Origin of the sequence: Streptococcus mitis (genome assembly GCF_047465045.1) — a bacterium.
Lineage (GTDB): Bacteria > Bacillota > Bacilli > Lactobacillales > Streptococcaceae > Streptococcus > Streptococcus mitis_DT.
In genome coordinates this window covers 1-15,936 of the sequence record NZ_JASHAR010000007.1, presented here as the reverse complement: position 1 = coordinate 15,936, position 15,936 = coordinate 1, and the positions used below count along the sequence as shown (strand labels likewise).

The 15,936-nt window shown below is 41.0% G+C and carries 15 protein-coding genes and 1 pseudogene; all 16 read left to right on the top strand.

Annotated elements, in window-relative coordinates:
* Positions 1-22: 22 nt before the first annotated feature.
* The gene (rimP, locus tag QM409_RS05280) at positions 23-502 is read left to right on the top strand and encodes a ribosome maturation factor RimP (RefSeq protein ID WP_001808691.1); all 480 of its coding nucleotides are present in this window, start codon (positions 23-25) and stop codon (positions 500-502) included.
* A 43-nt stretch (positions 503-545) separates the two neighbouring features.
* Positions 546-1,682 carry a transcription termination factor NusA gene (gene nusA, locus QM409_RS05275; protein ID WP_000032285.1) on the top strand — a complete coding sequence of 379 codons (1,137 nt, stop codon included), beginning with the start codon at positions 546-548 and terminating at the stop codon, positions 1,680-1,682.
* A gap of 21 nt (positions 1,683-1,703) precedes the next feature.
* Entirely contained in the window at positions 1,704-1,997 is a 294-nt protein-coding gene (rnpM, locus tag QM409_RS05270) for an RNase P modulator RnpM (RefSeq protein WP_117305675.1), read from the top strand.
* Complete coding sequence (locus QM409_RS05265; RefSeq protein WP_033684789.1) at positions 1,990-2,289, top strand: YlxQ-related RNA-binding protein; 300 nt, start codon at positions 1,990-1,992, stop codon at positions 2,287-2,289. Before rnpM ends, QM409_RS05265 begins: the two co-directional genes overlap by 8 nt.
* 16 nt (positions 2,290-2,305) lie before the next feature.
* Positions 2,306-5,104 (top strand): translation initiation factor IF-2, encoded by a 2,799-nt coding sequence (gene infB, locus QM409_RS05260; RefSeq protein ID WP_414305221.1) that lies wholly within the window; start codon positions 2,306-2,308, stop codon positions 5,102-5,104.
* Positions 5,105-5,356: 252 nt separating this feature from the next.
* A complete protein-coding gene (gene rbfA / locus QM409_RS05255; RefSeq protein WP_084926142.1) occupies positions 5,357-5,707 on the top strand; it encodes a 30S ribosome-binding factor RbfA in 351 nt (116 codons plus the stop codon).
* A gap of 95 nt (positions 5,708-5,802) precedes the next feature.
* Entirely contained in the window at positions 5,803-6,036 is a 234-nt protein-coding gene (locus QM409_RS05250; protein ID WP_261009273.1) for a DUF1858 domain-containing protein, read from the top strand.
* On the top strand, positions 6,036-7,370 hold the full coding sequence (locus QM409_RS05245; protein ID WP_414305222.1) for a DUF438 domain-containing protein: 1,335 nt from the start codon (positions 6,036-6,038) through the stop codon (positions 7,368-7,370). Before QM409_RS05250 ends, QM409_RS05245 begins: the two co-directional genes overlap by 1 nt.
* 9 nt (positions 7,371-7,379) lie before the next feature.
* On the top strand, positions 7,380-7,634 hold the full coding sequence (locus QM409_RS05240) for a DUF1912 family protein (RefSeq protein ID WP_000119707.1): 255 nt from the start codon (positions 7,380-7,382) through the stop codon (positions 7,632-7,634).
* A gap of 95 nt (positions 7,635-7,729) precedes the next feature.
* Positions 7,730-8,125, top strand: coding sequence for a helix-hairpin-helix domain-containing protein (locus QM409_RS05235; RefSeq protein WP_000038635.1), 396 nt, complete (start codon positions 7,730-7,732; stop codon positions 8,123-8,125).
* A gap of 279 nt (positions 8,126-8,404) precedes the next feature.
* Positions 8,405-8,965: a GNAT family N-acetyltransferase gene (locus tag QM409_RS05230; RefSeq protein WP_261015991.1), complete on the top strand. Its 561-nt coding sequence runs from the start codon at positions 8,405-8,407 to the stop codon at positions 8,963-8,965.
* On the top strand, positions 8,965-9,543 hold the full coding sequence (locus QM409_RS05225; RefSeq protein WP_261015990.1) for an AAA family ATPase: 579 nt from the start codon (positions 8,965-8,967) through the stop codon (positions 9,541-9,543). The genes QM409_RS05230 and QM409_RS05225 overlap by 1 nt, the downstream gene beginning before the upstream one ends.
* On the top strand, positions 9,536-12,187 hold the full coding sequence (locus tag QM409_RS05220) for a valine--tRNA ligase (RefSeq protein ID WP_414305223.1): 2,652 nt from the start codon (positions 9,536-9,538) through the stop codon (positions 12,185-12,187). Before QM409_RS05225 ends, QM409_RS05220 begins: the two co-directional genes overlap by 8 nt.
* A gap of 75 nt (positions 12,188-12,262) precedes the next feature.
* Positions 12,263-13,426 carry a DNA cytosine methyltransferase gene (locus QM409_RS05215; RefSeq protein ID WP_414305224.1) on the top strand — a complete coding sequence of 388 codons (1,164 nt, stop codon included), beginning with the start codon at positions 12,263-12,265 and terminating at the stop codon, positions 13,424-13,426.
* A gap of 12 nt (positions 13,427-13,438) precedes the next feature.
* A complete protein-coding gene (locus tag QM409_RS05210) occupies positions 13,439-15,505 on the top strand; it encodes an ATP-binding protein (RefSeq protein WP_414305225.1) in 2,067 nt (688 codons plus the stop codon).
* Between the two features lie 6 nt (positions 15,506-15,511).
* A pseudogene (locus QM409_RS05205) lies at positions 15,512-15,936 on the top strand (hypothetical protein); the annotation flags it as partial.

Here is a 15,936-nt window from a genome sequence, read left to right as displayed (position 1 = left end):
TTCGCCTCTTGCTTATGAGGAGGTGGACGCAATCGCAACAATCGTAGAATTAGTCAGAGAAGTTGTAGAACCTGTCATAGAAGCGCCTTTCGAACTCGTGGATATCGAGTATGGAAAGATTGGCAGTGACATGATTCTCAGTATTTTTGTAGATAAACCTGAAGGAATTACCTTGAACGACACGGCAGACTTGACAGAAATTATCAGTCCTGTCCTAGACACCATCAAGCCAGATCCCTTCCCAGAACAATATTTCCTAGAAATCACCAGTCCAGGCTTGGAACGTCCTTTAAAAACCAAGGATGCCGTTGCTGGAGCGGTTGGGAAATACATCCATGTCGGGCTCTACCAAGCCATCGATAAGCAAAAGGTCTTTGAAGGAACCTTGTTAGCCTTTGAAGAGGACGAGTTGACCATGGAATATATGGACAAGACGCGTAAGAAAACCGTCCAAATTCCATACAGTTTAGTATCAAAAGCACGTTTAGCAGTTAAATTATAGAAAAAGAAAGGATAGCTTTTGAGGATTCAAAAGTGAAGAAAACATGAGTAAAGAAATGCTAGAGGCCTTCCGCATTTTGGAAGAAGACAAGGGAATCAAAAAAGAAGATATCATCGACGCAGTAGTAGAGTCGCTTCGTTCCGCTTATCGCAGACGCTATGGTCAATCAGACAGCGTAGCTATTGACTTTAACGAAAAAACAGGTGACTTTACAGTTTATACTGTCCGTGAAGTGGTTGATGAAGTATTTGATAGCCGTTTGGAAATCAGCTTGAAAGATGCTCTTGCCATTAATTCAGCCTATGAACTTGGTGATAAAATCAAGTTTGAAGAAGCACCTGCTGAGTTTGGTCGTGTAGCAGCCCAATCTGCCAAACAAACCATCATGGAAAAAATGCGCAAGCAAACACGTGCCATCACTTACAATACTTACAAAGAACATGAGCAAGAAATCATGTCTGGTACAGTAGAACGCTTTGACAACCGCTTTATCTATGTCAACCTCGGCAGCATCGAAGCCCAATTGTCAAAACAAGACCAAATTCCTGGTGAAGTTTTTGCTTCTCATGATCGTATTGAAGTTTATGTCTACAAGGTTGAAGACAACCCTCGTGGTGTGAACGTCTTTGTTAGCCGTAGCCATCCAGAAATGATCAAACGCTTGATGGAGCAAGAAATTCCAGAAGTTTATGATGGAACTGTTGAAATCATGAGCGTGGCTCGTGAAGCTGGTGACCGTACTAAGGTTGCCGTTCGTAGCCATAATCCAAACGTGGACGCTATCGGTACAATCGTTGGACGTGGTGGTGCTAATATTAAGAAGATTACTAGCAAATTCCATCCAGCTCGCTACGATGCCAAGAGCGACCGTATGGTCCCAATCGAAGAAAACATCGACGTTATCGAGTGGGTAGCAGATCCAGCTGAATTTATCTACAATGCCATCGCTCCTGCTGAGGTTGACCAAGTTATCTTTGACGAAAACGACAGCAAACGTGCCTTGGTGGTTGTTCCAGATAACAAGCTTTCTCTTGCCATCGGTCGTCGTGGGCAAAACGTTCGCTTGGCAGCTCACTTGACTGGTTACCGTATCGATATCAAGTCTGCTAGCGAATTTGAAGCCATGGAAGAAGCTGGTTCGGTAGATTTGGAAGCAGAAAACGATACTGTAGAAGAATAAAAGCTGCTAGAGGAGGGAAAGATGAAAACGAGAAAAATCCCTTTGCGCAAGTCTGTTGTGTCCAATGAAGTGATTGATAAGCGGGATTTGCTCCGTATTGTTAAGAACAAGGAAGGACAAGTCTTTATCGATCCGACAGGCAAGGCCAATGGCCGTGGCGCTTATATCAAGCTAGACAATAAAGAAGCCCTAGAGGCTAAAAAGAAGAAGGTCTTTAACCGCAGCTTTAATATGGAAGTTGAAGAAAGCTTTTATGACGAGTTGATCGCTTATGTGGATCACAAAGTGAAAAGAAGAGAGTTAGGACTTGAATAAGCAAAAGATAAGCAATCTCTTGGGACTCGCTCAGCGAGCAGGCCGAATCATATCGGGTGAAGAATTGGTCGTTAAGGCCATTCAAGACGGCAAGGCCAAGTTGGTCTTTCTAGCCCATGATGCTGGCCCCAATCTGACCAAGAAGATTCAAGATAAAAGTCAGTATTATCAAGTAGAAATTGTAACCGTGTTTTCAACACTGGAATTAAGCATAGCAGTCGGGAAATCAAGAAAGGTTTTGGCTGTAACAGATGCTGGATTTACAAAGAAAATGAGGTCTCTTATGGAATAGAAGAGGAGGACATGATTTGTCTAAGAAAAGATTGTACGAAATCGCAAAAGAACTTGGAAAAGAAAGTAAAGAAGTTGTAGCGCGTGCAAAAGAGTTGGGCTTGGATGTGAAAAGCCACTCATCAAGTGTGGAAGAAGCTGTCGCTGCAAAAATCGCTGCTAGCTTTAAGCCTGCTGCTCCGAAAGCAGAAACAAAACCTGCAGCACCAAAAGCAAGTGCAGAAAAGAAAGCCGAAAAATCTGAGCCAGCTAAACCAGCTGTAGCCAAGGAAGAGGCAAAACCCGCTGAGCCAGTTGCTCCTAAAGCAGAAAAAGTAGCAGCGAAACCACAAAGCCGTAATTTCAAGGCTGAGCGTGAAGCTCGTGCCAAAGAGCAGGCAGAACGACGCAAGCAAAACAAGGGCAATAACCGTGACCAACAACAAAACGGCAACCGTCAGAAAAATGACGGCCGTAATGGTGGAAAACAAGGTCAAGGCAACCGCGACAATCGTCGCTTTAATGATCAAGCTAAGAAACAGCAAGGTCAGCAAAATCGTGGAAACGATCGCCGTCAACAAGAGGACAAACGTCCAAATCAAGCGGCTCCACGCATTGACTTTAAAGCCCGTGCAGCAGCCCTAAAGGCAGAGCAAAACGCAGAGTACGCTCGTTCAAGCGAGGAACGTTTCAAGCAGACTCAGGCTGCCAAAGAAGCCTTGGCTCAAGCTAACAAACGCAAGGAACCAGAGGAAATCTTTGAAGAAGCTGCTAAGTTAGCTGAACAAGCGCAACAAGCACAGCAAGTTAAAGCAGTGGTTGAAGTCGTCCCTGAGAAAAAAGAACCTGCAGTGGATACACGTCGTAAAAAACAAGCTCGACCAGACAAAAATCGTGACGATTATGATCACGAAGAAGATGGTCCTAGAAAACAACAAAAGAATCGAAGTAGTCAAAATCAAGTGAGAAATCAAAAGAATAGTAACTGGAATAATAACAAGAAGAACAAAAAAGGCAATAACAAGAACAATCGTAATCAGGCTCCAAAACCTGTTACAGAACGTAAATTCCATGAATTGCCAACAGAATTTGAATATACAGATGGTATGACCGTTGCGGAAATCGCAAAACGTATCAAACGTGAACCAGCTGAAATCGTTAAGAAACTCTTTATGATGGGCGTCATGGCCACACAAAACCAATCTTTGGATGGAGAAACCATTGAACTCCTCATGGTGGATTATGGTATCGAAGCCAAACAAAAGGTTGAAGTGGATAATGCCGACATCGAACGTTTCTTTGTCGAAGATGGTTATCTTAATGAAGATGAATTGGTTGAGCGTCCACCAGTTGTAACTATCATGGGACACGTTGACCACGGTAAAACAACCCTATTGGATACCCTTCGTAATTCTCGTGTTGCAACAGGAGAAGCAGGTGGTATCACTCAGCATATCGGTGCCTACCAAATCGTTGAAAATGGCAAGAAAATCACCTTCCTTGATACACCAGGACACGCGGCCTTTACGTCGATGCGTGCGCGTGGTGCTTCTGTTACCGATATTACTATCTTGGTCGTAGCGGCAGATGACGGGGTTATGCCTCAGACTATCGAAGCCATCAACCACTCAAAAGCGGCTAACGTTCCAATCATTGTAGCTATTAACAAGATTGATAAACCAGGTGCTAACCCAGAACGCGTTATCGGTGAATTGGCAGAGCATGGTGTTATGTCAACAGCTTGGGGTGGAGATTCTGAATTTGTTGAAATTTCAGCTAAGTTCAACCAAAATATCGAAGAATTGTTGGAAACAGTCCTTCTTGTGGCTGAAATCCAAGAACTCAAGGCAGACCCAACAGTGCGTGCGATCGGTACAGTTATCGAAGCGCGCTTGGATAAAGGAAAAGGTGCGGTCGCAACCCTTCTTGTTCAACAAGGTACCTTGAATGTCCAAGATCCAATCGTTGTCGGAAATACCTTCGGTCGTGTCCGTGCTATGACCAACGACCTTGGTCGTCGTGTTAAGGTTGCTGGACCATCAACACCAGTTTCAATCACAGGTTTGAACGAAGCGCCAATGGCGGGTGACCACTTTGCTGTTTACGAAGATGAAAAATCTGCGCGTGCAGCAGGTGAAGAACGTGCCAAACGTGCCCTCATGAAACAACGTCAAGCTACCCAACGTGTCAGCCTTGAAAACCTCTTTGATACCCTTAAAGCTGGTGAGCTTAAGTCAGTTAACGTTATCATAAAGGCCGACGTACAAGGTTCTGTTGAAGCCCTTTCTGCCTCACTTCAAAAAATCGATGTGGAAGGTGTCAAAGTTACCATTGTTCACTCAGCGGTCGGTGCCATCAACGAATCTGACGTGACTCTTGCCGAAGCTTCAAATGCCTTTATCGTTGGTTTCAACGTACGCCCTACACCACAAGCTCGTCAACAAGCTGAAGCTGACGATGTGGAAATCCGTCTCCACAGCATTATCTACAAGGTTATCGAAGAGATGGAAGAAGCTATGAAAGGGATGCTTGATCCAGAATTCGAAGAAAAAATTATTGGTGAAGCAGTTATTCGTGAAACCTTCAAGGTGTCTAAAGTGGGAACTATCGGTGGATTCATGGTCATCAACGGTAAGGTTACCCGTGACTCTAAAGTTCGTGTTATCCGTGATGGTGTCGTTATCTATGACGGTGAACTTGCAAGCTTGAAACACTACAAAGACGACGTCAAAGAAGTTACAAACGGCCGTGAAGGTGGTTTGATGATCGATGGCTACAATGATATCAAGATGGATGATGTGATTGAGGCCTATGTCATGGAAGAAATCAAGAGATAAGATTTTTTTGCTCCTTTCTTAGGTGGTGAGGGACGCAAGCAAACCGATGGTTTCATTGCTTATTTTTGAGCCTAGGGTCTCAAAAATCCCTTGTGATTGGACTGATAAATCAGTTCCATCACTTTCACCACAGCGAAAGAAGTGGATGATTTCAAATTGAACTTCGTTTCAATTTGAAATGAAAATCAATAAGTTTAAAAATAGCTAGGTCTGCTGGCCTAGCTTTTGGTTCAAAGTAGAGAAAGGAATATCATGGCAAATCATTTCCGTACGGATCGTGTGGGCATGGAAATCAAACGTGAAGTCAATGAGATTTTGCAAAAGAAAGTCCGTGATCCGCGTGTCCAAGGCGTGACCATCACAGATGTTCAGATGCTAGGCGACTTGTCTGTTGCCAAGGTTTACTACACCATTTTGAGTAACCTTGCTTCAGATAATCAAAAAGCCCAAATCGGGCTTGAAAAAGCAACTGGTACCATCAAACGTGAACTTGGTCGCAATTTGAAATTGTACAAAATCCCAGATTTGAACTTCGTCAAAGATGAGTCCATTGAATATGGAAACAAGATTGACGAAATGTTACGTAATCTGGATAAGAACTAAGAAGGAGGGGGAACCCTCTTTTTTGGTGTGTGCCAGTCCTCCTTATGGTATAATAAAATAAATAATATCATTTATAAACGATAATGGAGGTCGTCATGGACAATATCATCGATGTGTCAATTCCTGTTGCAGAAGTGGTGGATAAGCATCCAGAAGTCTTGGAAATCCTAGTGGAGCTTGGATTTAAACCCCTTGCCAATCCCTTGATGCGTAATACTGTTGGTCGTAAAGTATCACTCAAACAGGGTTCTAAGCTTGAAGGAGCTCCTATGGACAAGATTGTCCGCACGTTGGAAGCAAACGGCTACGAAGTGATTGGGTTAGACTAATGGCAGATGAACGGATTCATATCCTACGGGATATTTTGTTAGAACTGCACAATGGCGCCTCTCCTGAGTCGGTTCAGGAGCGTTTTGATGCGACCTTTACAGGTGTTTCAGCTATCGAGATTTCCCTCATGGAGCACGAGCTGATGAACTCAGACTCAGGTGTTACCTTTGAAGATGTCATGGAACTCTGTGATGTCCATGCCAATCTTTTTAAAAATGCTGTTAAGGATGTCGAAGTTGCAGATACCGAGCACCCAGGTCACCCAGTTCGGATTTTCAAAGAAGAAAATCTAGCCCTCCGTGCGGCCTTGATTCGTATTCGGAGATTGTTGGATACCTATGAGTCTATGGAAGATGAAGAAATGCTTGCGGAGATGCGTAAGGGTTTGGTGCGTCAGATGGGACTTGTGGGGCAATTTGACATCCACTATCAGCGTAAGGAAGAGCTCTTTTTCCCCATCATGGAGCGCTATGGTCACGATTCGCCTCCTAAAGTTATGTGGGGAGTGGATGACCAGATTAGGGAACTCTTTCAAACAGCTTTAGCGACAGCCAAGTCACTACCAGAAGTGTCGATTCGCAGTGTAAAAGAAGATTTTGAAGCTTTTGCGACAGAGTTTGAAAGTATGATTTTCAAGGAAGAGTCCATCCTTCTCATGATTCTCCTTGAGTCCTTTACTCAGGATGACTGGCTTCAGATTGCGGAGGAGAGCGATGCCTATGGCTATGCCATCATCCGTCCGTCTGAGAAATGGGTGCCAGAAAGACAGAGTTTTGTTGAGGAAAAGAGTGCAGAGGAGCCCGTACAACTAGATACGACAGAAGGCCAAGTTCAACAAGTTATCGATACGCCAGAAGGACAGTTTACCATTACCTTTACCCCTAAGGAAAAGGAAGCAGTGCTGGACCGTCATAGTCAACAGGCTTTTGGGAATGGCTATCTTTCAGTCGAGCAGGCTAATCTCATCCTCAATCACCTCCCTATGGAGATTACCTTTGTCAATAAAGACGATATTTTCCAGTATTACAATGACAATACGCCGGCTGATGAGATGATTTTCAAACGGACGCCGTCCCAAGTTGGGCGCAATGTTGAACTCTGTCATCCACCTAAGTACTTGGACAAGGTCAAGACCATCATGAAGGGGCTTCGTGAGGGAAGCAAAGACAAGTATGAAATGTGGTTCAAGTCTGAATCGCGAGGCAAGTTTGTCCACATCACCTACGCAGCAGTGCACGATGAAAACGGAGAATTCCAAGGTGTGTTGGAGTATGTTCAGGATATTCAACCCTACCGTGAGATTGATACGGACTATTTCCGTGGATTAGAATAAGGAGAAAAAATGAGTTACGAACAAGAATTTATGAAGGAATTTGAAGCCTGGGTCAATACCCAAATCATGATCAACGACATGGCGCACAAGGAAAGCCAAAAAGTCTACGAAGAAGACCAAGACGAGCGTGCCAAAGATGCCATGATTCGCTACGAAAGTCGCTTGGATGCTTATCAGTTCTTGCTTGGTAAGTTTGAAAACTTCAAAGCAGGCAAGGGATTCCATGATTTGCCAGAAGGCTTGTTTGGTGAGCGAAATTATTAAACGAGAAAGATTCTTGATTTTTTACTAAAATCTTGATAGAATATTTATATTAAATCCTTGTCAGAGCAGGGGTTTTTTATTGAAAGGATTTTATCATGTCAAAGAAACTCAATCGTAAAAAACAATTACGAAATAGCCTCCGTCGCGCAGGTGCCTTTTCAAGTACTGTTACTAAGGTTGTAGAAGAGACAAAAAAAGTCGTGAAACGTGCAGAACAGTCAGCAAGCCAAGCTGGTAAGGCTGTTTCTAAAAAAGTTGAACAAGCAGTAGAAGCTACTAAAGAACAAGCTCAAAAAGTAGCCAATTCTGTAGAAGATTTTGCAGCAAACTTGGGTGGACTTCCACTTGACCGTGCTAAAACCTTCTATGATGAAGGAATCAAGTCTGCTTCAGATTTCAAAAATTGGACTGAAAAAGAACTCCTTGCCTTGAAAGGAATTGGCCCAGCTACCATCAAGAAATTGAAAGAAAACGGCATCAAGTTCAAGTAATATTTCTTGTCCCTTGCATTTCCGAAAAAATATTGCTACAATAGAGCCATTAGAGGTGTTTTGAATCCCACATTTTACAGAAAGTGGCGGAGCTGAGAAGTCCACAAATGTGTCAAAATTGGTTGCTAATGGATGAAAAATTGAAATAAAAGTGTCTTTTTGTTTTAAAGACGAGAGTTGCGGGCAACTGCCCGAATTTGGGTGGTACCGCGGATAAGCATATTCGTCCCTGTCATGTAGATGGCGGGGGCGATTTTTTGTAGAAAGCGAGGAAGAAGAATGTCAAGAACTGAATTACCAGAACGCTTAGAAACCGAACGGCTCGTCTTACGAGTCCGTACAATAGCTGATGCCGAGGATATCCATGCCTACGCCAGTTTGCCAGAAGTCTCCTACCCTGCAGGCTTTCCGCCCGTCAAGATCTTGGAAGATGAGGTTTACTATCTAGAGCATATCCTTCCCGAACGCAATCAAAAGGAGAATCTCCCAGCTGGCTATGGGATTGTCGTCAAAGGAACCGATAAAGTCATTGGTTCTGTTGACTTCAACCACCGTCATGCGGACGATGTGCTAGAAATTGGCTATACCTTGCATCCAGACTATTGGGGTCGAGGTTATGTTCCAGAAGCAGCGCGTGCCTTGATTGACATAGCTTTTAGAGAACTAGGTCTTCACAAGATTGAACTGACTTGTTTTGGTTACAATGTCCAAAGTCAACGAGTCGCAGAGAAACTTGGCTTTACTCTGGAAGCTCGCATCCGAGACCGCAAAGATGCCCAAGGAAAGCGCTTTGATGATTTGAGATATGGATTGCTGAGGAGTGAGTGGGAGGTAATTTGATGCATCTTTTCATCATTGGTGCTCCGGCCTCAGGAAAAATGACGATTGGTCAAGAACTATCTCGACTGACGGATTCTACCCTCTTTTATAACCATCAAGCCATCGATTTTGCACTAGAAATCTATCAGGATTATACAGAGGAGATGTGGGAATTTGTTCGTGGAATTACCTTTTCTTTCCTTGGAGCAAGTGCAAGAAATCAGCGATCAGTAATTTTAACAGACGTAATTGATTTTTCAAATCAGTACCAGCTGCTGTATTTGAAGCAAATTCAGGATTTGTTGGATGACTATCATCAAGAGATTCTGTTTGTTGAGTTGGAAACAAGTCTTGAGGAGCGTTTACGTCGAAATCAAACGGAGAATCGATTAAAGTACAAACCCTTAAAACGACATATTGAGGTATCTGAAAGAGAAATTTTAGAGACCGCTGAAACACTTCAATTAAATTCCCAACATCAACCGAATGAGTTGCACCACTACCTTAAAATAAATAATACGAGTTTGACTGCAAAAGAAGCTGCTAAGCAAATTCAAAATAAAATGAACAAAATAGAGAAAGGACAAACACATGTCTAAAGAACTTTCACCTAAATACAATCCAGCCGAGGTTGAGGCTGGTCGTTACCAAAAATGGCTTGACGCTGATGTTTTCAAGCCTTCAGGAGACCAAAAGGCTAAGCCTTATTCAATCGTCATTCCGCCACCAAACGTAACTGGGAAACTTCACCTTGGTCACGCTTGGGATACGACTCTTCAGGATATCATTATCCGTCAAAAACGCATGCAAGGTTTTGATACGCTCTGGCTTCCTGGTATGGACCATGCGGGGATTGCGACTCAGGCTAAGGTTGAGGAGCGCTTGCGTGGTGAGGGCATTAGCCGTTATGACCTCGGTCGTGAAAAATTCCTCGATAAGGTCTGGGAATGGAAAGACGAGTATGCCACTACCATCAAGGAACAATGGGGCAAGATGGGGCTCTCTGTAGACTACTCTCGCGAGCGTTTCACTCTTGACGAAGGCTTGTCGAAAGCCGTTCGTAAGGTCTTTGTGGACCTTTACAAGAAAGGTTGGATCTACCGTGGTGAGTTTATCATCAACTGGGACCCAGCAGCTCGCACAGCTCTTTCTGATATCGAGGTTATCCACAAGGACGTTGAAGGTGCCTTCTACCATATGAACTATATGCTAGAAGACGGCTCACGCGCCCTTGAAGTTGCGACAACTCGTCCTGAGACCATGTTTGGAGACGTTGCGGTTGCGGTCAATCCAGAAGACCCACGCTACAAGGACTTGATTGGTAAAAATGTCATCCTCCCAATCGCTAATAAACTCATCCCAATTGTTGGGGATGAGCACGCAGACCCTGAATTTGGTACGGGTGTTGTAAAAATCACGCCTGCCCATGATCCAAACGACTTCTTGGTGGGTCAACGTCACAACTTGCCACAAGTCAACGTTATGAACGATGACGGAACCATGAATGACTTGGCCTTTGAATTTGCAGGCATGGACCGTTTTGAAGCTCGTAAGGCAGTCGTTGCTAAGTTGGAAGAAATCGGTGCCCTCGTTAAAATCGAAAAACGTATTCACAGTGTTGGTCACTCAGAGCGTACAGGTGTTGTGGTGGAGCCACGCTTGTCTACGCAATGGTTCGTTAAGATGGATCAATTAGCTAAGAACGCCATTGCCAACCAAGACACAGAGGACAAGGTCGAATTCTACCCGCCACGTTTCAACGATACCTTCCTCCAATGGATGGAAAATGTTCACGACTGGGTAATCTCTCGTCAGCTCTGGTGGGGTCACCAAATCCCTGCTTGGTACAATGCTGAGGGTGAGATGTATGTCGGCGAAGAGGCTCCAGAAGGTGACGGATGGACTCAGGATGAAGACGTCTTGGATACTTGGTTCAGTTCTGCCCTTTGGCCGTTCTCAACTATGGGCTGGCCTGATGTCGACTCAGAAGACTTCAAACGTTATTATCCAACATCAACTTTGGTGACTGGTTATGATATTATCCCGTTCTGGGTATCTCGAATGATTTTCCAAGGTTTGGAATTTACTGGCAAATCGCCATTCAAAAATGCATTGATTCATGGTCTGATTCGTGACGAGGAAGGCCGTAAGATGTCTAAATCACTGGGCAATGGGATTGATCCGATGGATGTTATTGATAAGTACGGAACAGATAGCCTGCGTTGGTTCCTTTCAAACGGTTCTGCACCAGGGCAAGACGTGCGCTTCTCTTACGAGAAAATGGATGCTTCATGGAACTTCATTAACAAAATCTGGAACATCTCTCGCTACATCCTCATGAACAATGAAGGCTTGACCCTTGAGCAAGCAACTGCCAATGTGGAAAAAGTTGCCAACAAGGAAGCTGGAAATGTTACAGACCGCTGGATTCTCCACAACCTCAACGAGACGATCGGAAAAGTCACTGAAAACTTTGATAAATTTGAGTTTGGTGTGGCTGGCCACATCCTCTACAACTTCATCTGGGATGAGTTTGCGGACTGGTACGTTGAGTTGACCAAGGAAGTCCTTTATAGCGATAACGAAGAAGAGAAAGTTATCACACGTTCTGTTCTCCTTTACACTTTGGACAAGATCCTTCGTCTCCTCCACCCAATCATGCCATTCGTGACAGAGGAAATCTTTGGACAAATCTCAGAAGGCTCTATCGTTACAGCTGCATACCCAACTGTCAACCCAGCCTTTGAAGACCTTGCTGCTCACACAGGTGTAGAAAGCCTCAAAGACTTGATCCGTGCCGTTCGGAATGCGCGTGTGGAAGTAAACGTTGCACCAAGCAAGCCTATCACAATTCTTGTTAAGACAAGCGATAGCGACTTGGAAGCCTTCTTTAACAGCAATGTCAACTACATCAAACGCTTCACAAATCCTGAACACTTGGAAATCGCATCAACCATCCCTGCACCTGAACTCGCTATGTCAAGCGTCATCACAGGAGCAGAAATCTACTTGCCACTGGCAGACCTCCTCAATGTCGAAGAAGAACTGGCTCGTCTCGACAAGGAACTGGCTAAATGGCAAAAAGAACTGGACATGGTCGGCAAGAAGCTCTCTAACGAACGCTTCGTAGCCAACGCCAAACCAGAAGTCGTCCAAAAAGAACGCGACAAACAAGCCGACTACCAAGCTAAATACGACGCGACAGTCGCACGTATTGATGAGATGAAGAAGTTGGTGAAATAAACTATAAACCTCGGCAATTTGCTGGGGTTTTTGGTATAATGGAAGCTGAGAATATTTTTTGAAAAAGGGTAAGAAATGATAGAAGTTGTAGATTTATTTTCTGGTGCTGGAGGATTGACTTTTGGCTTTCAGAAGACAATTAAAAATAATAAATTTGTTTCCAGAAATGACTTTAACATTAGATTTGCAAATGAATTCAATCATGATGCAGCAGAAGCTTTCAGACAAAATTATCCTAGAGTTACTATGATTGAGGAAGACATTGCTAATATAGATGAACAATTTTTAAAATCCAAAGGAATCAGTTCAAAAAGAGTTGATATAGTTATTGGTGGTCCACCTTGTCAGTCCTTTAGTACAGTTGGCAAGAGACAGTATGATAAGAGAGCAAAAATGTATCGTGAATATAGAAGGATACTTTCATTTATCCAACCTAAAATGTTTGTTTTTGAAAATGTTTATGGTTTGCTAACCATGAAAAACGAGCAAAATGGACCAATTATTCGAAATGTAAAAGAAAGTTTTAAAGATTTATCTAGCTTTGGAGATGTTCATGGATATAGCGTTTATACAGAATTACTTAATGCTAAGGATTACGGTGTTCCACAAAATAGAGAACGCGTCTTTTTGATTGGTGTAAGAAATGATTTAAATATTGAGTTTGAATGGAGCTTTCCAGAAAAGTGTACTTCTGAAAATCCCTTCAATTTAAGAGATGCTATTGGAGATTTACCTAGTTTAGGAAATAATGACAGAGCAGACCAATATGTGGAAGATCCGCAAACAGATTATCAAATTTTAATGAGAGGTAATCAAGATCAATTATTTAATCATGTAAGTCGTAATCATGGACAAAGATTGCAGAAAATTATGGCTGCACTTAAGGAAGGACAAGGTAAGAATGATATAAATAGAATGGTAGAAGATGGATTGTTAGATAGAGCACTTTATTTAACCTCAGGATATCGTAATACATACGGTAGATTGTGGTGGGATAGACCTTCAACGACCATAACAAATAATTTATCAACTCCATCCTCCTTACGGTGCATTCATCCTAGTCAAAATAGAGCTTTGACTGCAAGGGAAGGTGCAAGAATACAGTCTTTTCCAGATAATTATAAGTTTGTCGGAGGTCTACAAGCAATTAATACCCAGATTGGTAATGCTGTTCCTCCAATTTTAAGTATTCATTTAGCTAATAGAATAAAAGATTTCTTTGAAGAAAATAATTTGTAAAAAGGAATTAATATGTTAGAAAAAAATACAATACAGTTCAATTTTTCATACTATGCTTTAAATTTACTTGGTAAACAAATGTATACTAATAGATGGAGTGCTATTTCTGAACTTGTAGCAAATGGATTAGATGCTGGTGCAACAAATGTAAAGTTATATATTAATTCTATTAATAAGAAAAAATCTATTTTGGAGATAATAGATAATGGAAGTGGCATGTCTTATAATGACTTGGCTACAAAATATGCATTAATAGGCAGGAATAAGCGTTTGTCTGAAAATGAATTGTCAGATAAAATTAAAGGACGCAAGGGGATAGGTAAACTAGCTACGTTGTTTCTCTCTAAAAAGTACTATATTGTTTCAAAAAAAGCTGGTGTAACAACTGCATGGATGTTAGATTCAACTGATAAAAATGATAATGATATTCCAGAACTAATAAGAGTAGATGCTTCAGAAGTTGGGATTGAAAATAGAGAGTTATGGGAACAATATGATACAGGAACTCTTGTTAAATTAGTCGATGTAAATATGTCAGGATTTGCTGAGACAAAATTCGAATCTTTAAAACTTCGCTTGGCCGATTACTATCTTTTAGATAATATTAATGCAAGTATAGAAGTAGCCTATATTACTGATTCTCGAAAAAGAGCAACATTTGAAAAAGTAGAGAAAAAAATAGCGTTCAAAAACTTTTTTGCCTTTTTTGAAAATGATTTAGAAAATAATTTATCCCATAAGTTATCGAAAAGTGTATTAATTCCAAATAGTAAATATGAAGATTTTAGGACAAAACGAAGGGATGTTGTCAAATTTTCAAAAGAAGATTTTAAAAATATAGAAGGTAGAGAAAGGTTCATAACTACTTCTGGAAAATCTAAGTTTTTTCCTTATGAATTAAAAGGTTGGATTGGTATTCATTCGACAATAAATACAAATGAGGCTAAGCAAAATGATCCAAATTTTGTAAAAAATGATGTTCATAAACCTAACAGGTTGAAATTATATGTCCGTGATAAGTTAGCAGTGGAAAATTTTCTTGAGTATTTAGATAATAGTCAAGCAATGAGAGTTTATTTAGAAGGAGAAATATCCTTCGATATCTTGGATAATGATGAACTTGAAGATATTTCAACATCCTCTCGTGAAGGATTTTCAAGAGAAGATGAGCGAGTTAAGCTACTAATTAATATTTTGAAACCAATTATTAGTAAGTTGATTAGTGAAAGAAATAAAATTGCTACGCAAATTAGTGCTGAAGATCGCATGGAAGATGAACGAAGGCTCGAAAAAGAGAGGGAAGAACGAAGAAAAGAAAGACAGGCTCGGAGACAAGAAGAAAGAGAAAAAAGAATAGCTGAACAAAAGGCTGAGATACTGGAACAAAAAAATGAACACTTGATAGAAGCAAATGCTCAATTAGAAACACAAAATACTATTCAAAAAGTAATGCTACAAGAAAAAGATCCAGAAAAACAGGAATTATTTGTTCATGAATTAAATACAATCAGCGATAACTTGGTTTATACCATTAGTGATCTGGCTGAAGATTTTCGAAAAACTAAAGAATATGATAGGGTCAGTGAATATATTATTGATTTCAAAAGAAGTGCGGATCGTCTTAGTACTATAAAAAGACAGTTTTTGAAATTAGGTACATATGATCTAATAGGAAAGCAACTAATTGATATTAAGTCATATTTAAAGAGCTATCTTAAGGTTAGCCCGCATAGAAAAAGGATTATTGATGAGATAAGTCCTGGAGAATTTGGAAGAGAAATAGATGTTTTTGAGTTTGCAATTTTAGTAGACAATTTAATTTCAAATGCTATTGATAACAATGCAACTTTTATAAATTTTTCTTTTTTAGATAATGAAAATAAATTAATTATTAGCTCAGACACAGCACCAATAAAGGTAGAACCTATTGAAAATATATTTGACCTAGGAGTCAGTTCAAAAAATTTTGGGACAGGTGTCGGATTATACTTGGTTAAAGAAATTTGTGACGAGTATAATTGGAAAATAGATGTATCTCAAGACACAACAAATGTAAATTTTGAAATAAAAATGGAGTAACTAAAATTGAGAAATGAAGTGAGAGTGATTTGGTTAGAAGACTCTATAAGAGGTGCAAATAAGAGGCCTCATGAGAGTAGATTTAAAGCAGTAAAAGAACACATAGAATCTAAGGGATATCAACCTAATATCAAAGTTGTTACTAATATTAGTGAAGCAAAAAGCTTATTGACGATAAGAGGTGGAGAAGAACGATATGACTTTTTTATTTCTGACTTTGATTTAGGGGGAGGAACAGATGCTGAAAAGGGATTAGACTATTTAGTTGAAGTGAGAAAATCAAAAAATTATAAGCGTTTTTTTGTATTATATTCTCGAAATGAGTATTCTACGATCTCTCAAAAAGTTGTTGAAAAATTACAAGATGAGGAGAATATTAATCTATTTACTAATTTTTCATTTATATCTGTTGCGACAGATGATAAGTACAC